We start from the raw sequence: 20,643 nt of genomic DNA on the forward strand, positions 1-20,643 counted from the left end.
GAGCATCCCCATGTCCGAGCCCACACCTGAGCACGAAACAGAGCGGCCGACTTCACTGGGCATCTACGACAAGCCCTCGGAGCCGTCCATTACCTCGATCGAGATCGCGGCCGTCGTGCTTAGTGTGATTTGGCTGGTCATTGCAGTTTTGTTTCTCGTGCTGCCTGACAACATTCAGGGCGGCGGCTTCGTGATCACCCTGCTGGCCGTATTTTTGCCAGTGGCTATGATCTGGGTCGCCGCGATGGCAATGCGCGCCAGCCGCATCATGCGCGAGGAAAGCGAGCGCCTTCAGACCGCCATCGATGCGCTCCGGCAGGCTTATGTGGGGCAGCAGCAGCGCGCCGCCATTTCGCATGAACCAGCTGTCACCAAAAAACTGGACGAAATTGCGGAAACGGCGAAAAAGACTGAAAGCGCGCTGGCCACGTTTTCGACTAAGCGTACGGAACCTGTTCCACTTGCAACGCCAAACGGGGCAAGCGATCAAACCTCGCTTGAATTGGGCACCCAGGCCGAGGATATTTCTCCGCCGCTGAGCACGGATATCTTCATCCGCGCGCTGAATTTTCCCGAAACTCAGGAAGACACCGAAGGTTTCAACGCCCTGCGCCTGGCATTGAAAGACCGCAAGACTGCGCAGTTGGTACAAGCCTCGCAAGACGTCCTGACCCTGCTCAGTCAAGAAGGCATCTATATGGATGACCTGCGCCCCGACATGGCCCGCCCTGAAATCTGGCGCCAGTTTGCACAAGGTGCACGTGGGCGTTCGGTGGCCGCACTCGGGGGTATCCGCGACCGCTCGTCTCTGGCGCTGACCGCCGCACGGATGAAACAGGACCCGATCTTTCGCGACGCCGCGCATCATTTCCTACGGCGCTTTGACCACATGATCGTCGCGTTTGAACCCGAGGCCAGCGATGCCGACCTGACCTCGCTGGGGGAAACCCGCACCGCGCGGGCCTTCATGTTGCTGGGGCGGGTTGCGGGGACCTTCGACTAAAGCCCGAAACTGCCATAGGGAATAAACCGGACCATATCGCCCGGTTTGATATGACGCGCACCGTCTTCAATTTCGACCAGCCCTTCGGCCCAGCTTAGCCCGCTGATCCGGCCCGACCCTTCCGAGGCGAACACCTCGGCCCGACCATCCCTGACACGGGCGCGCAGATACTCGCGACGGCCCGGTTTCTTGCGTTTTTCAAAGGCAGCAGGCAGATCGAAAGCCTGCGGCTCTTGCCACCCCTCACCTGCCATTAGCCCCAGCGCCGGGCGGGCAAAGATCAAAGTGCAGACCATAGCCGCCACCGGGTTTCCGGGCAGACCAAACACTGGCGTGCCGTTCCACAGGCCCAACGCCAGAGGGCGACCCGGTTTCAGCGCAATCCGCCATTCCTGCATCGCACCTGCCTCGCGCAGCAGGGCCGAGACGTGATCTTCATCCCCGGCGGACGCCCCGCCGCTGGTCAGGATCACATCCGCCTGCTTTGACGCGCTGTTCAGCCGGTCGCGCAGCTCTGCGCGATCATCCGGCACGCGCCCCAAATCCACCGGCTGAAACCCCATCCGATCAATCAGCGACAAAAGCATTGGCCGATTGGCATCAAATATCTGACCGGGCCCAGCGGTTTCACCGGGCTCAACCAGTTCATCTCCGGTGGACAGAACAGCCACGCGCAAGGTCTTGCGCACATGGATTTCCGCGATGCCCGTTGCCGACAGCAAGGCCAGATCGGCGGACGTCAGCCTGCGCCCGGCGGGCAGAACCAGATTTCCCTCGGCCACATCCTCGCCAGCGCGGCGGGTGTTGGCGCCCTGTTTCAAAGGCCCGTGAAAAGCGATGTGGTTGTCCTGAACCGTCACATCTTCTTCCAGAATGACCGTATCCACGCCGTCAGGCAGAGCGGCACCCGTCAGCACGCGCACGGCATGTCCATCCGGCACGGTCCCGTCAAACGGGATGCCCGCAGCCGCCCGGCCCGGATACAGAGGCATGACTTGCGCACCCTCTTGGGCAGCACCAGCAAATCCATAACCATCCACTGCCGTATTTGGTTGCGGCGGGTTCGAACGGTTCGCAAGGACATCCTCAGTCAAAATACGCCCTGCGGCCTGTGACAATGCGACCCTTTCGGGCGTTGCGACCACGGTCAACCGCTCACGCAACAGCGCCAGTGCATCCTCCACCGGCGTCCAGTTCACTCCGGCGGGCAAAGCGAAACAATCGTTACGCAGAGGCGGCGGTGCGATATTCGGTTTGCTCTGTGACACTCCCAAAATCCAACCTTCCTCTGCTGCGTTCACGTTCAGATGTTGCGCCAGTTCTTCGACCTGCATCCGTGCAACTGACAGTGCAACCTGTTCAACTTGCCAGGCATCCTTGATCCGCCCGTCCGGCGCAGACCCAAGGGTCAACGAGGGCCAGATTTCCACGAAGGCAACCGGCGTGTCCAGCGCCTCGAACGGCCAGACCGAGATCTGCCCGGTAAATGCGCGGCGCAAACGGGCCAGTACTGGCAGGCCCATCATTACCTGACCCCCAACTGCCCCGGCACCGCCCATCTGCCAGCAGGAAAAGCTACCCTTGGCTTCCGGCATCAGTTCGACAGCCCGGCGCTCGGGGAAGGGATTTTGGTAGTCAGATTTGTTTTTGGGCAGGCCGTCGATGTCGCGCTGCAGGCCGTTGAACCAGAACGGACCTTTACCGCCAAAGTACCGGTTGATCTCACCAGCCAGATCGAAACGATTGTTGGCCTTGGGCGAGTCCTCAGTCCGGCGTTCGAACCAGTCCCACAGTTTCAGCGGATCATCCGATCCCGTCAGCGCACGGGCAAAACCTTTGGGATAGCCAAAGGGGAAATCGAAGCCCAGAAACAGCCGCCGACCGGCGGCAATCTCGGTCTCGATCAGGTTTCGCAACCACAGTTCAGCAATGCCGCGGTTTCTGAGATAAATCGGTTCTTCCGCTTCGCCCTTGCGCACCACACAAGCCCAGATCGCATCCTTGCGCGGTCGGGGGCCGGTATCGTTGCCACTGGACCAGTCGAGCATGGCGAAACTGTCGAAACCGGTCACAAACCAACCTCTTGCAGGATGAAATTTGCGATAGATTCGGTGTCGTCCAGATCAAAAACCGGCACCTGCACATCCAGCGGCCCGTCGCTGGCAACGGCGCGAATAGTGGCGTTTTCAGGAGCCATCAGAGCATTACCCACCTCGGCCCGAAACGCTTCGACCTTGGGATGGGCTTCGCGCTTGAACCCTTCGATCAGCACCAGATCGACAGGCGACAAGCGCCCCAGAAGGTCTTCCAAAGACGGCTCAGGCGCACCGCGCAGCTCTTGCATAAGGGCGATACGCTGACCCGAGGCCAGCAACACTTCGGACGCCCCCGCAAGCCGGTGTCGATAGCTGTCGGTGCCCTCCTGATCGACATCGACGCTGTGATGGGCATGTTTCAGGGTCGAGACGGTAAAACCACGTCCGGCGATCTCTGCCACCAGCCGCTCCATAAGCCCGGTTTTGCCTGCGTTTTTCCAGCCGGTGACGCCGTAGACCCTCATGCCTGCTCCAGCAGTCGTTTGGCCCGTGCCAGATCATCAGGCGTGTTGACGTTGAAAAACGGATCGAACGGCTCCGCCGGAAACAGCGCCTCACGCCCGTCATGTTGATCGGTCCACAGCACGACCTTGCGCAACCCGTCGTTCAAAGCATCCCGCAGATCATCACGCAGCGCCACAGGCCAGAGGCCAAAGGTCGGATGTCGGTTGATCCGCTTACCCCCGCCGGATTTCAGCGCCTCATCCCCAGTACGCGGCGTAGTGGCCAGAACCAGAGGATGGGTTTGCCCTTCGGCGACCCTCGTTAGCCGCACCACCAGATCGCGCGGAAAAAACGGTGTGTCGGCGGCGGCGGTGACGATACTGTCAGCCCCTTGCGTGGCCGCCCATTCGAGCCCGGCCAAAACGCCCGCCAAAGGACCAGCGAAGCCTTCGATCGTGTCGGGTAGGATGGGCAGGTTCAGATCAGCGAACCGTTCAGGATCACCATTGGCGTTCAAGGCAAGACCTTCCACCTGCGGGGCTAGCCGTTCGATCACATGGAGCAATAGGCTTTGGCCGCCCACCTGCAGCAACCCCTTGTCGCCCCCACCCATCCGAGTGGCCAGACCGCCTGCTAGAATTACGCCAAGTGGTTTTCTTGCTGCCTCAGCCATTGGCACTTTTCCTGCGATGTTTCTTGTCCTCAACCTGAACAGTCGCCGGATCAACGTCGCGCACCAACCGGTCCTCGCCCGACAGGCAAACAAACCGCTGTCCCCGCATACGGCCGATCAGGGTCAGACCGACCTCGCGCGCAATCTCGACACCCCAGGCGGTGAAACCCGAGCGGGATGCCAGAACCGGGATGCCCATCATCGCCGTCTTGATCACCATTTCCGAGGTCAGGCGGCCCGTGGTGTAGAGAATCTTGTCCTCCGCTGCCTCACCTTCGGACAGCATCCAGCCCGCGATCTTGTCGACCGCATTGTGGCGGCCCACGTCCTCCATATAGACCAGTGGACGGTCCTCGCGACACAGGACCGTACCGTGGATCGCCCCTGCCTCAAGGTACAGCGACGGGGTGCGATTGATCTTGGCCGCCAGATCATACAGCCATGACGTGCGCACCTGAACTTGAGGCAGGCGCACGTCCTCTAGCCCCTCCATCATATCGCCGAACACGGTACCTACTGCGCAACCGCTGGTGCGGGTCTTTTTCTTCAGCTTGTCTTCATAGGACGTCTCGCGCGCTGTGCGGACAACCACGGTTTCCAAGTCATCATCGTAATCGACGCGCGTGATCTCATCATCCGACAGCAGCATGCCCTGATTGCGCAGGAACCCCAGCGCCAGGTATTCCGGATAGTCGCCGATGGTCATTGCGGTCACGATTTCCTGTTTATTCAAGAAAATCGTTAACGGGCGCTCCTCGACAACCGAGATATGGCTGACCTCTCCATTCTGGTCCACGCCCTCGACAGCACGAGTCAATCGCGCCGCGCCGGGATCGGGGGCGATGATGTAGTCCGAGACATCCAGTTCCGTAGCCAATTGCAACCCTTTCCCAAGACCGCTACTTCTGCTGCGGACACCATAGGATTTAGCCATGGCAGACACCACATCCAAGTCATACTTCTGGAAGGGTTTACGCGACGGGTCCCCGTTCATTTTCGTAGCGATCCCTTTCGGCACACTGTTCGGCGTTTTTGCCGCCGAAGCCGGGTTGGACATCGTCCAGACCATCGCCTTTTCCGCCACCGTGTTCGCGGGGGCCGCACAGTTCACGGCACTGCAATTGCTGCAGGACAATACACCCACCGCCATCGTATTGGCCTCGGCGCTGGCGGTGAATTTGCGGGTGGCAATGTATTCTGCCTCTCTGACGCCTTATCTGGGGGCCGCGCCCCTATGGCAACGGGCCTGTGCCGCCTACCTGACGGTGGATCAGTCCTATGCCTGTTCGATCGTACGGTTCGAAAAAGAGCCACAAATGACAGTACCCCAGCGCATGGCCTATTTCGTTGGCACGGTCACACTGATCACTCCGCTGTGGATTCTTGCATCTTATTTGGGGGCAGTGCTGGGCACGCGAATCCCGGAAAGCTGGGCGCTGGATTTCGCGCTACCGATCACCTTTCTGGCCATGATCGGGCCGATGATGCGTACGTTGGCGCATGTGGTGGCCGCTCTGGTCGCCATCGTTGTCGCGTTACTGGCGGTTGCAGTTCCCTATAATCTGGGCCTGCTGATTGCCGGTGCGGCAGGCATGATGGCCGGCGCACAAGCTGATCTGATGTTGGAACGCAAGCTGGAGCGGAAAAGAACATGACCCAGATCGATGCTACAACCATGTGGATCGTGATCATTGGTCTGGCCATCGGCAGCTTCGCCCTACGCTTTACCTTTATCGGTCTGGTCGGGGACCGCCCGATGCCGCCATGGCTGCTGCGCCATCTGCGCTATACGGCCGTTGCCATCATCCCGGCGCTGATCGCGCCGCTCGTCATGTGGCCTACCGCCACCGAAGGCCAGCCGGATGTCCCGCGCATGACCGCAGCAGCGGTCGCATTATCTGTCGGCGTGATTTCCAAGAACGTGCTTGCGGCTATATTTACCGGAGCAGCCAGTCTCTACGGGCTGCTGTATCTATTGGGCTGATTGCGCTTCCAGCTCGTTCAGTCGGGCATTGTTGAACGCCAATCCTTGCTGCAAATCCGCGTTGTCGTTTTCGCGGTATTCGGCGGTTTGAACTCCGGGCAACTGACCGAACTGATCGGAAAGTTTGACGGGATAAAACGTGGTTTGGATCTGCTCGAACCCCGGAACCTGTTGCAACAACTGTGCCGTTGAATTGGCGCAGAACGCGCCCGCAACCGGGCCTGACTGTTTTGCCAATTGTAGGGCAATCTCAGCCTGTTGCGGCGTCACCTCGATGGTTTGGATACGCGCGTAATGCGTCTCGCGCGCGTGACTGCTGCGATAAGCGCGCTCGACATTCGGAGTGATACCGTACAGCACATCATCTTTGATCGGCACCACATCCGCCCGGAATGAGCCCGCAGGGTCGAAAATCACGCGCTCACTGCCGCTGATCATCAACGAGGTATGAGCACCCGAGCCTGTCCGGGTGCTGATCATCGTATACAGCGTCAGGGTCGAAGGCCCGGGATCCCGATAGGACCTGGACACGATTTCCGACTGATCTGCCTGTGGTCGCTGCGATCCGGTGCAGCCCGCCACGGTTACTGCCAGCAGGCAGGCAAGCAATATCCTGATCACGGTCGACCCCGTTTCGGATTAAGAGGCGAAAACCGCCAGGAATAGGCAGAGGAAGGCGATCGCAACTACGCACCATGTGGTAGCCTTGATAAAGCCGTGGAAGGTTTTTTCTTGGACGGTGATGTCCATTTCGCCGTGCTTGTGTTCAGCCATGACTCAGAGATTCCTAATTCGCGTGTTTGAGATGTTGGATAAATGAAAATCCAAGTGCTGTCACCACGTCATTCGGGCGCAGGGGTCAAGGATTTGAACACGGAACACCCCGGATAACCGAACCCCCAGCGCCAGGGCAAACCCGAACAGGGCCCGCCACCCAATCGCACCGCCCTATACATGGCCTCGGCGGTCACGGAATGGGCTGTACGAATCTGATCAGGCGTCATGTCGTACCTGTCAGCGAATTCCTCAGCATTGTCTTCCCCGTGCTGTTTGACACAAGCGCGCAAGGCTTCGTCTGCGGACAGGCGCGCGTCAAAACTCGCCTCAGCCTGTGCCGCACCGCCAGCATTGTGATAGGCACGGTCGTGGGTCACACAGCAGTATTCCCACGGTGGGTGCGCCTCGTAGAGCGCTCTGAACTTGGGGAAGGTTTCAGCCACGAAACGCCAACTGGTCGACAGACCACCTGAACAGCCATCCGTTTCAAATGGGATAAGCTCGACATCACCCCGCTGCGCAAACAGCGCGCGATGGGCAGGCATCTCGATAGTGCGCATAAAGTCTTGAGCCGACGCCGAGGCAGCCATCAGTGCAAGCAAGGCCGCTGATTTAAGGGCTTTCATCGCGCATCGCCTGCGTATCGACGGTCATGCCGAAAGTGGTCGCCATCCACAGCAACAGCCGCTCTGCCGGCCCCATTTCGGCCCGGATGCGCAACACCTCGTTGGCCATTGCCGGGCGGTCGGTGATCAGCCCGTCCACCCCCAAAGAGGCCATGGCTGACATCTGCAACGGGTCATTGACCGTCCAGACATAGATATCCTTGCCCGCTGCGTGGACCGAGCGCACAAGCCCCGGCGTCGCCATTGCGGCGTTCACGGCGATAAAGTCACCCTCAAGCCCGGTCAGATCGCCGATGGCGGTCGCGGCCAGAACCCCTGCCCGCCAGTCGGGACGGATGGATTTCATTTTCTGCACCGCCGGGTATTTCAACGACATGGTGGCGATGTCGTCCTGCATCTCCATCTCTTCGACAATCGCCGCGACCCGGTTTTCTAGGTCAACGTCATGGCCATAATATTTAAGCTCGATGATGACCTTGGATTTGCCTTTTGCGGCCTCAAGCACCTGACGCAATGTCGGCGTGCGCTCATCGGCATATTCGGGACCGAACCAACTGCCGATGTCGATGTCGGCCAAATCCTCCATCGTTGCATCCCAAACCTTGAGGTTCACACCCGCCAGTTTCATGAAATCGCTGTCATGAGCAACGATGACCACATCATCCGCCGATTCCTGCACGTCGATCTCAACCCAATCCGCCCCGTCCTCAATCGCCTTGAAGACCGCGGCCATGGTGTTTTCGGGCCGTAAAGCTGCAGCACCACGATGGCCTATGACCTCGGCCCGATCTGGAGCTTGAATTCGCGCCAACAAATGCTGGCCAAACCACAACCCAATCAGCACGGCCGCCACTGCTGCGCCGACGACGGCGAACAGGGGCATCCGCAAGCTTCCCGGTTCGGGGTGGGGTGGTTCCGAGGTCCTGATCTCGAAAAAACCGTCCAGCAGAACCGCCAGAGCGCCCAGCGCGGTCGCCGCCAGCACCAGCCCCGCCAAAGACCAGATTCCCGCGATCACTAGGCTGTAGATCAGCGCCAGACGCAGATTGTCCGCGCCTTGCAGCGGCACAACCGAGAACAACACCCCAGCCACCCAGGCAATCGCAGAGGAGATGGCGAGGCGCAGGATCAACCAGATCGCCAGCTCGATCTTGAGGCGCCCGCGTTTGCCTTCCATCCGGGTGCCGCTGATGTTGAAAGCGTGTGCCGGGTGGACACCTTCAAACAGCACCAGATGCAAGGAAAGAGCCCATGCCGACAGGCGGCGGATCAATACCCACGCCATCGCCAACAGCACGACACCGATCAGCACCACTGCAACCCAGAAGGATGGTGGGTGGAAAGTCAGGTAATAGTTGATGTCATATTCGGTCAACGTCCACCACGCGATCACGGCTGAGACCAGCACAAAGGGCAGGACAAGCAGCAGAACCCGCAGCACAAACCGCACCGCGAAGCCGAACAGATTTGGCAGACGCGAAATGATCAGCCCGATGGCCGAACTGCCAGCACGCCATGGGTCGGATTCGCCCATTCGCAGGGATCCCGCCATGACCGCGAAGACAAACACTTCGGCCAGCAGAAACAGGCTGAGGACGACGATGGCCGAGATGAATCCCGCGGGTGAGAGGACGAAGGCGGCGATGGCTTGATCGGTCAAAGCGGTCTGGTTCGACAGCGATACCGCAAGGTTCACGGTAATTGCCACGCCGGGCGCTATCAGCGCCACCAGCAACAATCGCACGGCGACATAGATCGGCACAAAGATGCGGCGGCGTGCCCATGCATCTCTGTAGGCTTTTGTAACGGCTGAGAAACTGGTCACGCTGCACCCCCGGAATTGAGAACTCATTCAAGGCTGCGCAGAAGTGAATTGCAAGTCAGGTATTCAGGTTTCTTCCAGATCCTTGGCCAACCGAAAGCCGATCCGATTGGCGGGCTTATCCTCGACCGATTTGGGCAAGGCGCGTAGCATCACATTCAACTGGCTGACATGCTGCACCAGCTGGGTTCGCGCGCCGGTCGCGTCCGAACCGTAGAAGGTGATGATATCGGGGTCGAAATAACCCATGCCTTCGATCCGCATCACACCGGCATCACCGCCGGTAAAGCCCATGGCGACCTCCTGATCACCGTCCAGCGTCTGTTCGAAATTCTGGATATAGAGGATCAGCCGTTCATAGGCCCATTGCGCCGGGCTTTTGGTCGCGACGGGTTTTTGCAGCTGACCGGGCAAGTCCTTGGCGCCGGATTTCGCATTCGGGTTGGCGTGTACCTCATAACACCGGGGCAAAGCCGCTGCCTCCGCCGCCTCGGCCGATGTTTCGATCTGGTCCTGCATGCCTTTACCCTTTGCGCTGAAACTCCCACGCCCCGTCCGCGCGGCGCGTCCGGGTAACAACTCCAATGTGGTAGAGATGGTTTAGATGTGCAACCGCCTCGACCAGCGCCAGCCCATACTCGCCCTCACCGATCTGGCGTTTGAACAAAGGTACAAAGCAATCGGCAGCGGTTTTGGGCGTGTCGAGGAAATCCTGCAGGCGGTCCAGCGCGCCGTGGTGATTGTCGATCAGTTGTTTCATGCGCAACGGCAGGCCGGTGAACGGCAGCTTATGCCCGCCCAGCGCCAGATGATCCGGGCGTGCCAGACCCTTCAGCCTCTCACACGCCTCAAGCCATTCGGCTACCGGATCGGCCATCGGTTCGGTGACATAAACACCCAGATTGGGGCTGATCGAACTGAGAATCTGATCTCCGGTGATCACCAGATTGTCGTCGCGACACCAGAACGTGGCGTGTTCCGGGGCGTGGCCGTTGCCCATATGCACGTCCCAGTCCCGCCCTCCCATACGGATCACGCTACCCTGCTTGATCCGGGTAAAGCCCAGAGGCATCGGATACACAGTGTCGCAGAAATTGAACGGGCGCTGTGTCATCCGCTTGGCGAGAAACTCGGCGTCCATCCCGGCGCTGCGATAGTAATCCAGTGTTTCTTGTGGCCAGCTTTCCTGCACGTCCAACTGCAGCATCCGCGCAAAAAGCCAGGCGGTGCGGGTCGTGACCAGCTCGGCGCCATGCTCGGACTGGAACCAGCCCGCATTGCCGATATGGTCGGGATGGTGGTGGGTGACTACGACGCGCGTGATCGGCTTGCCCGCCAGTGGCCCTTCCATCAGCTCTGCCCAGATGCGGCGCGTCTTGTTCGAGGACATGCCCGTGTCGATCACCGTCCAGCCATCGCCGTCATCCAGCGCGTAGATGTTGACGTGATCCAGCGCCATGGGCAGCGGCAGACGCATCCACTGCACCCCTTCGGCAATCTCAATCGCCTCACCCTGTGCCGGAGGCTCGGGCCAAGGATACCGAATCGCCAAAGGGGAATCTCCGTCCATCAGGCCACAAACTCCTCTACGCTGAGGGCGTATAGATCATCCGCGCCATTCTGCGCCTGCGCCAGCAGACCGGCATATTCCGGCAGCAGCGCATTGATGTAATACCGCGCCAGCTTAAAACGCGGGCCGTTGGGTTCGGCCTGCGCCGCCTTCAGGTGATAGTGCGCACCAAGAACACGGGCAAAGGCATGCAGATAGGGCACTGCCCCGGCAAAGCGGGCGTTCATGTCAGACTGCGCGACGATCCATTCGGTGGCTTCGCGCAGGCTTTCCGTAGCCTCCCAGACCGGGCCAGCCAGATCCGGCAGAGTGGCGCGAGCCTGTTCGGCGTGATCCTCGATCTCATCCAGCAGGCGCGAGGCCGCTTCGCCCCCATCCATCATCTTGCGCGCCACAAGGTCCATGGCCTGAATACCATTGGTACCCTCATAGATCGCGGTCACACGCACATCGCGGTAAAACTGGGACGCACCGGTTTCTTCGATGAACCCCATGCCGCCGTGCACCTGCACACCCGTTTCCGAGACACGAATACCGGTTTCAGTCCCGAATGCCTTGCAGATCGGGGTCAGCAGTGCCGCACGCGCGCCCCATTCAGCGTCGCCGGTGGCGTTGGCCATGTCGATGGCCGCAGCGTTGGCCAACATGATTGCCCGCGCGGCAAAGGTATCGGCGCGCATGCTCATCAGCATCCGGCGCACATCTGCATGGTCAATGATGGTGCCCGAGGGCGTCTTGCCCTGCTTGCGCTCCAACGCATAGGCCAGCGCGTGTTGATAGGCCCCTTCAGCGGCCCCCACACCCTGACCTCCAACACCCAGACGGGCATTGTTCATCATGGTGAACATTGCGGCCATACCGCCATGTTCCTTGCCCACAAGCCAGCCCTTGGCGCCGTCATACTGCATCACGCAGGTTGGCGAACCGTGCAGACCCATCTTGTGCTCGACCGAAACCACTTTCAGATCGTTCGCCACGCCGGGGTTGCCATCTTCATCCGGCAGGTATTTGGGAACCAGGAACAACGAAATCCCTTTGGTTCCGGGCACCCCATCCGGCAGGCGCGCCAACACCAGATGGCAGACATTCTCGGTAAAATCGTTATCGCCCCACGAGATGAAAATCTTCTGACCCGAAACCGAATAGGTTCCGTCCCCATTTGGTTCCGCCTTTGAAGACAGTGCACCCACATCGGAACCAGCCTGAGCCTCGGTAAGATTCATAGTTCCCGACCATTCACCAGACATCAGCTTTGGCAGGTAAAGCGTCTTCAACTCGTCGCTTGCGTGATGTTCCAGCGCCTCGATCTGGCCCTGCGACATCAGTGGCGCCAGTTGCAGAGACAGGCAAGCGGCCGACATCATCTCGTTCACTGCACTCGTCAGTGCCATCGGCAGGCCCATGCCTCCATGCTCCGGATCTCCGCTCATCCCGATCCAGCCCCCTTCGGCGATGGCTTTCCAACCATCGGCATAGCCCGAAGATGTTCGCAACACGCCGTTTTCCATTCGTGCAGGTTCCAGATCGCCGGGACGCTGCAACGGGGCCATCACCTCTTCGCACATCTTTCCAGCCTCGGTCAGGATCGCGCTGACCACATCCTCGCTGGCTTCTGAGAATTTCTCGGTCGACGCGATCTGATCGAATCCAACAACGTGGCGGAACAACAATTCGTAATCGGATATGGGCGCGCGGTATGGCATGGCTTTCCTCTGGACTGTCTGTGCGGCTTTTCGCGGTTGGGGTTGGAAATTGCAACGCCCACCTTTAAGCATCCTTGATTAATCGAAAACGTAACCGGCCACATGTCACAAGCAATCAAAACGCGGCGTCACAACAAATGATCCCCAACGGCACATTGGAATTAACCGCCGACCCAAGCGGAATCGCTCAGGCAGCGGACCTGCTGCGACAAGGCCTGCTGGTCGCCTTCGCCACCGAGACGGTCTATGGCCTTGGCGGTGACGCGCGCAATGGCGAGGCCGTGGCCAGCATCTATGCCGCCAAGGGCCGGCCCAGCTTTAACCCATTGATCGCGCATGTGGATTCAATCGAGTCCGCACAACGGTATGTGGGATGGTCCGACCCGGCCGAGGCATTGGCCGCCGCGTTTTGGCCCGGCCCTCTTACCATGGTACTCCCATTGCGCGACGGGCACGGGATTTCACCTCTGGTCACGGCAGGGCTTGATACGCTTGCCGTACGCGTGCCCGCACACGGCACCGCCCGCGCGCTGCTGGCAGCGTTCGATGGGCCGGTGGCGGCACCCTCGGCCAACCCCTCGGGACAAATCAGCCCAACCACCGCCGAACATGTGCGCACCGGTCTGGATGGCCGCATCGCCGCTATTCTGGATGACGGCCCCTGTGGCGTCGGACTGGAATCAACAATCGTCGGGCTGGCCGGGGAACCGTCTCTGCTGCGCCCCGGAGGTGTGGCGCTGGACCAGATCGAATCCATTCTGCATACGCAATTGCACGTGCATCAGGCCGGAGATTTGCTAACCGCACCGGGTCAATTGCAATCGCATTACGCACCGGATGCCCCTGTCCGGCTAAATGCGACCAACGCACAGGGCGATGAGGTTTTGCTGGGGTTCGGCTCGGTTGCGTGTGATCTAAACCTGTCGGTAAAGGGCGAATTGACCGAAGCTGCTGCGAACCTGTTCTCGGCCCTGCATACGCTTAACACCACAGGCCGCCCGATTGCGGTAACCCCGATTCCAGATCGTGGTCTGGGTGCTGCCATTAACGATCGCCTTCGCCGCGCAGCAGCTCCGCGCAACAGCTGATCAGGCGCGTCCGGCGCTGGCCGACAGAGTCAGGGGATCGACACCCAATGTGGCCAATGCGGCCTCCCATTTCTCATCATCGGGCACATCGAACACAAGATCCGAGGTCGCCTCGGTGGTCAGCCAGCCATTCATGGCGATCTCATCCTCCAACTGGCCGGGGCCCCAACCTGAATATCCAAGCGCCAGAGTGGAATTCAAAGGCCCTCGGCCCGAAGCCAGGTCTTCCAGCACATCCATCGTCGCAGTCATGCTGAAATCATCCGAGATTTTCATCGAATGCAGGTTGGCGTCGTAGTCCGCGCTGTGCAGGACAAAACCGCGCGACATCTCGACTGGGCCACCAAAATGCACGAGGCGTTCACCCACGACAGGGATACGGCACGCAATATTCAGTTGGCTCAGCAGTGTTTTGATCCGCAAGTCCGACGGCTTGTTGATAATCAGACCCATCGCGCCATCGTCTCCGTGGCTGCACATGTATACCACCGAATGATCAAAACGCGGATCACCCATACCAGGCATCGCAATCAAAAGTTTTCCGGTCAGGTCCATGGAATTACAACTCTTGCTTCGTCCGCCTCTCAACAATGACCCCGGCAGGTAGGGATTGGCAAGGGATCAGGCCATATTTCGCTAGATTTCATCCGAGTGACTGGAACGTGACTTGGAATCGCGGTTCGGAACGCGCATTTATAAGGGTATGAAGCGTTTACTAAAGTCATCTGCGTTCGCCCTGACCGCATGTTTCACCCTGACCGCCCCTGCGCACGCACAGGCGTTGGACGGGGTTGTGCAATTGGATGTCCTCGACGGCGGGCGCACCGCCAGCGGCACATATCTGAGCGCGTTGCGGTTGACGCTTAAGGACGGCTGGAAAACCTATTGGCGCGCGCCCGGTGACGCCGGTATCCCGCCGCAGTTTGACTGGAACGGCTCGCAAAATGTGGGCGACGTGTCGATTACATGGCCCGCGCCCGAAGTGTTTGTACAGAACGGCCTGCAATCCATCGGCTATACGCATCAACTGGTGTTGCCAGTCGAAATAACGCCCTTGAACCCTGCGAAACCCGTGCAGCTGCGCGGGGATATGGATTTGGGCGTCTGCAAGGATGTCTGCATTCCCGAACGTCTGGATTTCGACCATACGCTGGACGCCGACGCAGGCCGCAACCCGGCCATCGCTGCCGCCTTGGCGCAGCGCCCCTATTCCGCGAAAGAGGCGCGCGTAACCGCCGCCACTTGCCAACTGACCCCGACCTCGGACGGGATGCAGATCGAGGCTCGTGTCACCATGCCCTCGGCGGGTGGAAACGAAGTTGCCGTGATTGAACCGGGCAACCCGGTGCTCTGGGCCGCGCCGCCCAAGACAATACGGCAGGGCGATACCCTTGTGGCGACGTCGGAAGTGATCAGCGCCTCGGGCGCGACTTTTGCGCTGGATCGGTCTGAGATCAGGATTACGGTTTTGGGCGCCAATCACGCCGTGGACATTCAGGGCTGCAGCGCAGGCTAAGGCATGGAGAAATCCCCAAAGATCGGAGCATTGGCTGTTGTTGTACACGACGCCAAAGTGCTTCTGGTGCAACGCAGCAAACAACCTGACGCGGGGCTGTGGGGGTTTCCCGGTGGCCACGTGGAATGGGGCGAAACCGTCATGCAGGCCGCGCAGCGGGAACTGCATGAGGAAACCTCGGTCATTGCCGAACCACTGCACTACCTCGATAATCTGGACCTGCTACGACACGGCGAAGACGGCGCAGTGCAGTCGCATTACCTGCTGGTCGGTGTCGCCTGTCACTACCAATCGGGAAGCCCATTGGCCGGGGACGATGCACTGGATGCACGCTGGTTTCCCGTTGAACAGATTCGACAAGGCGATCTGCCCATGAGCAATCGTGTCACTGATCTGCTGGAAACAGCTCTGCGCCGCTGCTAGGCTGCGCGCCCTCGGATGCGTACGTAAAGCAGGCTGGACAGCACGATGCTCAACAACAGGATCGGCAGCGCACCGGCGACAAAGGCAACCAGCCCCATGCGCAGCGCCGCGACACTTTCTTCGCCCCCATAAAGCTCTGACAGCACACCAATCGGAGCACCTGCAGACACCGGCCAGACCATTGTCACTCCGAACCATAGCAACAACGCCAGCCCGGTGGCCGTCACTGCACCTTGCACCACCCGATCTGGCGCCCGCAGCGCCCGGCGCATCGCAGTCATCGGACGCGACAGGTCATTCAGAATAGCCAGCAGCGCAGGTACCAGCAACAGCACCAAGAGCATTCCGAAGCCAAGCCCGTAAACCAACGTGATCACCGAGGGTTTGAGGAATTGCGCCTGCTGCGAACCCTCATAGAGAAGCGGTGTCAGCCCCAGAACCGTGGTCAGCGTCGTCAGCATGACCGGGCGCAACCGGTCTGCTGTGCCCTCGACAATCGATGGCACGAGCCCACGCTCTTGTTGATAGGCGTCGATGGTCGTGACCAGCACAATCGAGTCGTTGATGATAATCCCGGTCATCCCCAACAAACCTATCACGGTGAACATGCTTAGTGGCACATCCCAGATGTAATGGCCCCAGATCGCACCCACCAAACCAAACGGAATGATCGCCATGACCACCAAAGGCCGCGTCCAGCTGGCAAAGACCCAAGCCAACACCAGATAGATGCCAGTCAAGCACAGGATCAGGCCAGTGCGTGCCTCGGTCAGGAATTCATCCTCTTGCTCGCTCAGACCCGCCATCTGCCATTCGACCTGCCGTTCGGCGGCGATATTGGGCAGGATCTCATCACTCAAAGCTCGGGCAATTTCTGCCGCACGGGCCGGATCATCTTCTGAAATGTCGCCGATTACAGAAATCACCCGCAGGCCGTTTTCACGCCGCACGGCCGAGAAACCCGATTTACGCTCGACCGAGACGATATCGGCCAGCGGAACATAGACCCCGTCCGGCGTGCGCATCAGGGTGCGTTCCAGGAAATCGGCGGTCAACTCACCCTCGGGCAGTTCCACACGGATTTCAGAGCTGCGCGGGCCGTCGGGGAAGGTCGCGGCCTCAATCCCGTTCAGCCGGTCGCGCAACACACGGCCCAGCGTTTCGATACGGAAGCCCAGTGCCTGCCCCTTGGCGGTCAAGTCCAGAATGAAATCTTCCTTGTCATAGGCCAGATTATCCTCCAGCGCGGACACTTCGGGGTATTTTGACAGCTCGGCCTGCAAATCCTCAGACGCGGCCTTGAGCGTATTCACATCAGAGCCGTAAAACTGCACGTCAATCGCATCGCCGCCGGGACCCGAGCGCCAACCACGGAAGGTCAGCAGTTCGACCTTGGGGTGGCGCGGCACGAAGTCCTGCAATTCGCCTACGAATTCAAAGCTGGAATAGGGGCGCAGATCGGCGTCGATCAACTCGATTGAAATCCCGCCCAGAAGATCCTGATCCTTGCCCTCTGCCGCGGGCGGATTGAACCATCCGGCGTTGCCGCCGACCTCGGCCAGAACATAGTCGATCGGGTTGCGACCATGGCGTTCTTCGTAAATCTGGCCCAGTTCTTCGGCGGCGCGTTGGATTTCGTGCATCATAGCAAGCGAATCTTCGCGAGTAGCGCCTTCGGCCATGATGAAATTTCCGGTGACCGAGCCACGTTCAGGCGCGTTGAAGAACCGCCAGTTCACGTCACCTTTTATGAACAGCGCTAGCTGGCTGGCCAGTATCACCACCATTATCGCCACGACCACATAGCGCGCCCAGACAACCCAAGCGATCAACGGGCGGAACAAGTGATCCCGCACCCAGCGGAAGCCGCGATTGACTACGCGGTTGGGCCAGTCATACCAATGTTCCTTGGCCGAATGCGCGATGGCATGGGCCATGTGGTTGGGCAGGATCAGGAAACATTCAATCAACGACGCGATCAGCACCGCGATTACCGTAAACGGGATGTCATAGATCAGCTCACCGAACCGACCGCCAATTGCGGTAAGGCCGAAAAAGGCAATCACCGTGGTCAGTGTGGCGGCAAATACCGGCATCGCCATCCGGCGCGCTGCTCGTTCGGCGGCCACAACAGGGGCCTCGCCCAGCCGTCGCGAGCGGAAATCGGCGTGCTCGCCTACGACAATGGCATCATCCACCACAATGCCCAGCGTAATGATCAGCCCGAACAACGAAATCATGTTGATCGACAACCCACCAATATACATGAACGCTATTGCCGCCGACATCGCCACCGGAATACCCGCAGCAACCCAAAAGGCAATGCGCGCGTTCAGGAACAGAAACAGCAGGCAGACCACTAGGCCCAGGCCTACCAGCCCGTTGTCGACCAGAATATCCAGTCGGTCGGTGATTGCCTGCGCACGGGTCCGGATCAGTTCGATCGTCACGCCTTCGGGCAGGATGGCCTGAAGCTCGCCCACCACTTCCTCGACCGTGCGCTGTATCTTGATGGCATCACCTTGGTTCGAGCGGTCAACGCGCACGGACATGGCCGGGTTTTCGCCCACAAAGTAACTGCGGTTGCGATTAACCCCTTCGACCCGAATAGTCGCAACATCGCCCACATACAGCTTGGAGCCATTAGCAAAATTGCGCAGAGCGATACCCTCGATCTCTTCCGGCGTACGTTTTTCGGTGCCGGTGCGAATGCGAGCATTGGCCCCGGTAACATCACCCGCCGGATTGGCCATGGCCTCGGCCGCGATGGCCTGAGCAATCTCGTTCAACGTGATGTCGTTTGCGATTAATTGCGCCGTCGGCACCTCGACGACCACGCGCGGGGCGGCAACCCCCCGGATCGTGGTACGGGTCACACCAACCGCGAACAGACGGGTTATCAATTCGTCGGTGAACTTGGCCAGTTGGTCCGGGTCGACCGGGCCTGTCACGACCACATCCGTCACCCGATCCCGCCACGCCCCGCGCCGGATCGAGGGTTCTTCGGCATCCTCGGGCAGGTTTGTCACGCCATCGACAGCGGTTCGAACCTCATCTACGGCGCGCGACATGTCCCAGTTGGGTTCGAACTCAAGCCGGATACTGGCGCGCCCTTCGCGCGAGGTCGATGTCGTGCTGGCCACCCCTTCGACCGCCAACAGTGCCGGTTCCAGCAATTGCACGATTCCGTTGTCCACGTCCTCTGGACCGGCACCGTCCCATTCAACATTCACGTCGACACGTTCAAGGATCACGTCGGGGAAAAATTGCGCACGCATGGCCGGGATCGCAGCTGCACCCAGAACCAGCATCACCAGTAACAAAAGATTGGCCACCGTCCGATGACGAGTGAAGTAGCTGAGAATACCGCCCGCCGCTCCGGGGATTTCGCGCATCATGGCGCTTACCCTCCAGCCCGCGTCTCGATACTACGCACCAGTGAGGCAGGAACCCTGGCCTCACTCAGTTGCCCCAAAACGCGAGCCTTGACGTCATTGGGCATCTGATCGCTGGCTTCAACCCGCGCCATCAGCTGGGCGCGCTGTTCCTCGGACAGTTCAACCATATCGGGATCAGCACTCGCCTCAACCCGCAGTGGCCTCACCCGGACCCCGCCGCCCAGCAAAGGCGTCCGGCCCACCACCACTTCGCGCCCGGCCAGCCCCTGCCCACGCAGCAGCACCTCGTCGCCCTGACGACGGATCAACTGTACCGGCAACGCTTCGAGCCGGTCATCGGGGCCCAACACCAGAACCGTGCCCGCTGCATCCAGAACCGATGCAGGTAGGCGCACAACATTGTCCAGCGGTTGCTCCTCGACTGTGACCGTGACAAAATCGCCGGGTTTGAACCCCGGTGCGTCATCCAAGCGGGCATAGATGAGGCGACCTGTCTGCCCCTCGCCCGCCGATCCGCTATCACGGCTGATACGACCTGTGGCCATCAGATCCGCACCTGTCACCTCAAGGGATACCGTGACCGGCGCGTCGATCAATTCACCCTCGGCGTCCAACAATCGCACGAACTGCGCCGTTGAAACGCGGAACGCGACCTCAAGTGCGTTGGGGTCCACAAGTTCGGCAAGCTTTTCATTCGCAGATACCAGACGCCCTTCGACCAAAGTCACATCGGTCAAAGTTCCGCTAAATCGCGCGCGAACCGTCATGTCATCCAGATCACGTTCAGCGGCTTCAAGTGCAATCCGTGCGCGGGCCAGCAATGTTGTGGCCTGATCCACCCGGGATTCCGCCTGCGCCAACGCGATGCGGCGAGCCAGAACCGCTTGCTGGGCCGCCGCTTCGGCCAGTTCCGCCTCTTCAACGGCAGCGGGCGTGCCCACCCCACGGCTCTGCAAGTCCTTTTGGCGCTGCAACGCGCGCCCACGCAAACTCGCCTGCGCCTCGGCCGAGTTCAACTCGTCTTGCGCCAGCAGCAGCGAGCGTTCGGCATCGCGTTCTTCGAATTGTGCATCCAGCAGGTCGGACTTGGCGCGATCCAGCGCCGATTGCGCGTCGGCCGGGTCAAGCTCAACCAGAACCTCGCCTGCCGCGACGACACCGCCATCCTCAAAGTCATCTGCCAGAGTAATGACACGTCCGCCCAGCGCCGCGCGCAACTCTAATCGGCGGCGGCTTTGTACTTCGCCAAAGGCTTCCAGATAGGGTGTTACGGTCTCAAGCTCGGCGGGTTGAACACTAACGGCAAAAATACGTTCGCGTGCTTCCGGAGGCTCGCTTTCGCGGTTCAACGCCTCTTGCACCGCGCTGGTGACCAGTTGCACCGCAACAAATACCAAGGCCAGCGTCAGAAACGCCAGAAAGATACCTACAAGGCTTTGCCTCAGAAATCGCATCAATCACTTACCCCGGTCGCATCAGGCTGCTACGTGCAAAAGGTAGCCGCACCTAGAAAAATGCCA

At 60.0% G+C, this 20,643-nt stretch carries 20 protein-coding genes; 6 read left to right on the forward strand and 14 right to left on the reverse strand.

What is annotated here, in order from left to right; translation table 11 throughout:
* Positions 1–10: 10 nt before the first annotated feature.
* Positions 11–1,003 carry a hypothetical protein gene (locus ACR0D7_RS09945; RefSeq protein WP_480678875.1) on the forward strand — a complete coding sequence of 331 codons (993 nt, stop codon included), beginning with the start codon at positions 11–13 and terminating at the stop codon, positions 1,001–1,003.
* On the opposite strand, the gene ACR0D7_RS09950 is transcribed toward ACR0D7_RS09945, so the two are convergent.
* From ACR0D7_RS09950 to fdhD, 4 genes are read right to left on the reverse strand one after another with little or no spacing between them, the layout of a single operon-like run.
* Entirely contained in the window at positions 1,000–3,075 is a 2,076-nt protein-coding gene (locus tag ACR0D7_RS09950) for a molybdenum cofactor synthesis domain-containing protein (RefSeq protein WP_480678876.1), read from the reverse strand. The genes ACR0D7_RS09945 and ACR0D7_RS09950 overlap by 4 nt on opposite strands.
* Positions 3,072–3,563, reverse strand: a complete 492-nt coding sequence (gene mobB, locus ACR0D7_RS09955; RefSeq protein WP_480678877.1) for a molybdopterin-guanine dinucleotide biosynthesis protein B — start codon at positions 3,561–3,563, stop codon at positions 3,072–3,074. The genes ACR0D7_RS09950 and mobB overlap by 4 nt, the downstream gene beginning before the upstream one ends.
* Positions 3,560–4,216, reverse strand: a complete 657-nt coding sequence (gene mobA, locus ACR0D7_RS09960) for a molybdenum cofactor guanylyltransferase MobA (RefSeq protein WP_480678878.1) — start codon at positions 4,214–4,216, stop codon at positions 3,560–3,562. Before mobA ends, mobB begins: the two co-directional genes overlap by 4 nt.
* Positions 4,209–5,150 (reverse strand): formate dehydrogenase accessory sulfurtransferase FdhD, encoded by a 942-nt coding sequence (gene fdhD, locus ACR0D7_RS09965; protein ID WP_480678879.1) that lies wholly within the window; start codon positions 5,148–5,150, stop codon positions 4,209–4,211. Before fdhD ends, mobA begins: the two co-directional genes overlap by 8 nt.
* Between fdhD and ACR0D7_RS09970 the strand changes: the two genes are divergently transcribed.
* Positions 5,149–5,871 (forward strand): AzlC family ABC transporter permease, encoded by a 723-nt coding sequence (locus tag ACR0D7_RS09970; protein WP_480678880.1) that lies wholly within the window; start codon positions 5,149–5,151, stop codon positions 5,869–5,871. The two genes, fdhD and ACR0D7_RS09970, sit on opposite strands and share 2 nt — an antisense overlap.
* Positions 5,868–6,200, forward strand: a complete 333-nt coding sequence (locus ACR0D7_RS09975) for an AzlD domain-containing protein (protein ID WP_480678881.1) — start codon at positions 5,868–5,870, stop codon at positions 6,198–6,200. The genes ACR0D7_RS09970 and ACR0D7_RS09975 overlap by 4 nt, the downstream gene beginning before the upstream one ends.
* Here ACR0D7_RS09975 and ACR0D7_RS09980 read toward each other — a convergent pair.
* The 7 genes from ACR0D7_RS09980 to ACR0D7_RS10010 all read right to left on the reverse strand — a co-directional run bounded on the left by ACR0D7_RS09980 (position 6,189) and on the right by ACR0D7_RS10010 (position 12,698).
* Entirely contained in the window at positions 6,189–6,821 is a 633-nt protein-coding gene (locus ACR0D7_RS09980; RefSeq protein WP_480678882.1) for a hypothetical protein, read from the reverse strand. The two genes, ACR0D7_RS09975 and ACR0D7_RS09980, sit on opposite strands and share 12 nt — an antisense overlap.
* Before the next feature lie 18 nt (positions 6,822–6,839).
* Entirely contained in the window at positions 6,840–6,974 is a 135-nt protein-coding gene (locus ACR0D7_RS09985; RefSeq protein WP_170385673.1) for an aa3-type cytochrome c oxidase subunit IV, read from the reverse strand.
* A gap of 68 nt (positions 6,975–7,042) precedes the next feature.
* Entirely contained in the window at positions 7,043–7,603 is a 561-nt protein-coding gene (locus ACR0D7_RS09990) for a hypothetical protein (protein WP_480678883.1), read from the reverse strand.
* Positions 7,590–9,428, reverse strand: a complete 1,839-nt coding sequence (locus ACR0D7_RS09995) for a glycerophosphodiester phosphodiesterase (RefSeq protein ID WP_480678884.1) — start codon at positions 9,426–9,428, stop codon at positions 7,590–7,592. Before ACR0D7_RS09995 ends, ACR0D7_RS09990 begins: the two co-directional genes overlap by 14 nt.
* A 63-nt stretch (positions 9,429–9,491) precedes the next feature.
* Complete coding sequence (locus tag ACR0D7_RS10000) at positions 9,492–9,944, reverse strand: DUF6173 family protein (RefSeq protein ID WP_170385664.1); 453 nt, start codon at positions 9,942–9,944, stop codon at positions 9,492–9,494.
* Between the two features lie 4 nt (positions 9,945–9,948).
* Entirely contained in the window at positions 9,949–10,995 is a 1,047-nt protein-coding gene (locus ACR0D7_RS10005; protein WP_480678885.1) for an MBL fold metallo-hydrolase, read from the reverse strand.
* Positions 10,995–12,698 (reverse strand): acyl-CoA dehydrogenase family protein, encoded by a 1,704-nt coding sequence (locus ACR0D7_RS10010; RefSeq protein ID WP_480678886.1) that lies wholly within the window; start codon positions 12,696–12,698, stop codon positions 10,995–10,997. The genes ACR0D7_RS10005 and ACR0D7_RS10010 overlap by 1 nt, the downstream gene beginning before the upstream one ends.
* Before the next feature lie 137 nt (positions 12,699–12,835).
* Here ACR0D7_RS10010 and ACR0D7_RS10015 point away from each other — a divergent pair, with 137 nt between their 5' ends.
* Complete coding sequence (locus ACR0D7_RS10015) at positions 12,836–13,786, forward strand: L-threonylcarbamoyladenylate synthase (protein ID WP_480678887.1); 951 nt, start codon at positions 12,836–12,838, stop codon at positions 13,784–13,786.
* On the opposite strand, the gene ACR0D7_RS10020 is transcribed toward ACR0D7_RS10015, so the two are convergent.
* The gene (locus ACR0D7_RS10020; protein ID WP_480678888.1) at positions 13,787–14,341 is read right to left on the reverse strand and encodes a YqgE/AlgH family protein; all 555 of its coding nucleotides are present in this window, start codon (positions 14,339–14,341) and stop codon (positions 13,787–13,789) included.
* A gap of 148 nt (positions 14,342–14,489) precedes the next feature.
* On the opposite strand from ACR0D7_RS10020, the gene ACR0D7_RS10025 reads away from it, so the two are divergent.
* A complete protein-coding gene (locus ACR0D7_RS10025; protein WP_480678889.1) occupies positions 14,490–15,302 on the forward strand; it encodes a protein-disulfide reductase DsbD domain-containing protein in 813 nt (270 codons plus the stop codon).
* Positions 15,303–15,305: 3 nt separating this feature from the next.
* Positions 15,306–15,725 carry an NUDIX hydrolase gene (locus ACR0D7_RS10030; RefSeq protein WP_170573773.1) on the forward strand — a complete coding sequence of 140 codons (420 nt, stop codon included), beginning with the start codon at positions 15,306–15,308 and terminating at the stop codon, positions 15,723–15,725.
* On the opposite strand, the gene ACR0D7_RS10035 is transcribed toward ACR0D7_RS10030, so the two are convergent.
* Both ACR0D7_RS10035 and ACR0D7_RS10040 read right to left on the reverse strand, forming a co-directional pair.
* The gene (locus tag ACR0D7_RS10035) at positions 15,722–19,123 is read right to left on the reverse strand and encodes an efflux RND transporter permease subunit (RefSeq protein ID WP_480678890.1); all 3,402 of its coding nucleotides are present in this window, start codon (positions 19,121–19,123) and stop codon (positions 15,722–15,724) included. The two genes, ACR0D7_RS10030 and ACR0D7_RS10035, sit on opposite strands and share 4 nt — an antisense overlap.
* Before the next feature lie 5 nt (positions 19,124–19,128).
* On the reverse strand, positions 19,129–20,577 hold the full coding sequence (locus ACR0D7_RS10040) for an efflux RND transporter periplasmic adaptor subunit (protein WP_480678891.1): 1,449 nt from the start codon (positions 20,575–20,577) through the stop codon (positions 19,129–19,131).
* Between the last annotated feature and the right edge of the window lie 66 nt (positions 20,578–20,643).

This window comes from Ruegeria sp. BB7 (genome assembly GCF_056539365.1).

What these genes read in the sequence shown, in the direction of transcription:
- ACR0D7_RS09945 (WP_480678875.1), top strand. Translation starts at nt 11, where the DNA reads ATGTCCGAGCCCACACCTGAGCACGAAACAGAGCGGCCGACTTCACTG.
- mobB (WP_480678877.1), bottom strand. Translation starts at nt 3,563, where the DNA reads ATGAGGGTCTACGGCGTCACCGGCTGGAAAAACGCAGGCAAAACCGGG.
- mobA (WP_480678878.1), bottom strand. Translation starts at nt 4,216, where the DNA reads ATGGCTGAGGCAGCAAGAAAACCACTTGGCGTAATTCTAGCAGGCGGT.
- ACR0D7_RS09970 (WP_480678880.1), top strand. Translation starts at nt 5,149, where the DNA reads ATGGCAGACACCACATCCAAGTCATACTTCTGGAAGGGTTTACGCGAC.
- fdhD (WP_480678879.1), bottom strand. Translation starts at nt 5,150, where the DNA reads ATGGCTAAATCCTATGGTGTCCGCAGCAGAAGTAGCGGTCTTGGGAAA.
- ACR0D7_RS09975 (WP_480678881.1), top strand. Translation starts at nt 5,868, where the DNA reads ATGACCCAGATCGATGCTACAACCATGTGGATCGTGATCATTGGTCTG.
- ACR0D7_RS09985 (WP_170385673.1), bottom strand. Translation starts at nt 6,974, where the DNA reads ATGGCTGAACACAAGCACGGCGAAATGGACATCACCGTCCAAGAAAAA.
- ACR0D7_RS09990 (WP_480678883.1), bottom strand. Translation starts at nt 7,603, where the DNA reads ATGAAAGCCCTTAAATCAGCGGCCTTGCTTGCACTGATGGCTGCCTCG.
- ACR0D7_RS10000 (WP_170385664.1), bottom strand. Translation starts at nt 9,944, where the DNA reads ATGCAGGACCAGATCGAAACATCGGCCGAGGCGGCGGAGGCAGCGGCT.
- ACR0D7_RS10005 (WP_480678885.1), bottom strand. Translation starts at nt 10,995, where the DNA reads ATGGACGGAGATTCCCCTTTGGCGATTCGGTATCCTTGGCCCGAGCCT.
- ACR0D7_RS10010 (WP_480678886.1), bottom strand. Translation starts at nt 12,698, where the DNA reads ATGCCATACCGCGCGCCCATATCCGATTACGAATTGTTGTTCCGCCAC.
- ACR0D7_RS10015 (WP_480678887.1), top strand. Translation starts at nt 12,836, where the DNA reads ATGATCCCCAACGGCACATTGGAATTAACCGCCGACCCAAGCGGAATC.
- ACR0D7_RS10020 (WP_480678888.1), bottom strand. Translation starts at nt 14,341, where the DNA reads ATGGACCTGACCGGAAAACTTTTGATTGCGATGCCTGGTATGGGTGAT.
- ACR0D7_RS10025 (WP_480678889.1), top strand. Translation starts at nt 14,490, where the DNA reads ATGAAGCGTTTACTAAAGTCATCTGCGTTCGCCCTGACCGCATGTTTC.
- ACR0D7_RS10030 (WP_170573773.1), top strand. Translation starts at nt 15,306, where the DNA reads ATGGAGAAATCCCCAAAGATCGGAGCATTGGCTGTTGTTGTACACGAC.
- ACR0D7_RS10035 (WP_480678890.1), bottom strand. Translation starts at nt 19,123, where the DNA reads ATGATGCGCGAAATCCCCGGAGCGGCGGGCGGTATTCTCAGCTACTTC.
- ACR0D7_RS10040 (WP_480678891.1), bottom strand. Translation starts at nt 20,577, where the DNA reads ATGCGATTTCTGAGGCAAAGCCTTGTAGGTATCTTTCTGGCGTTTCTG.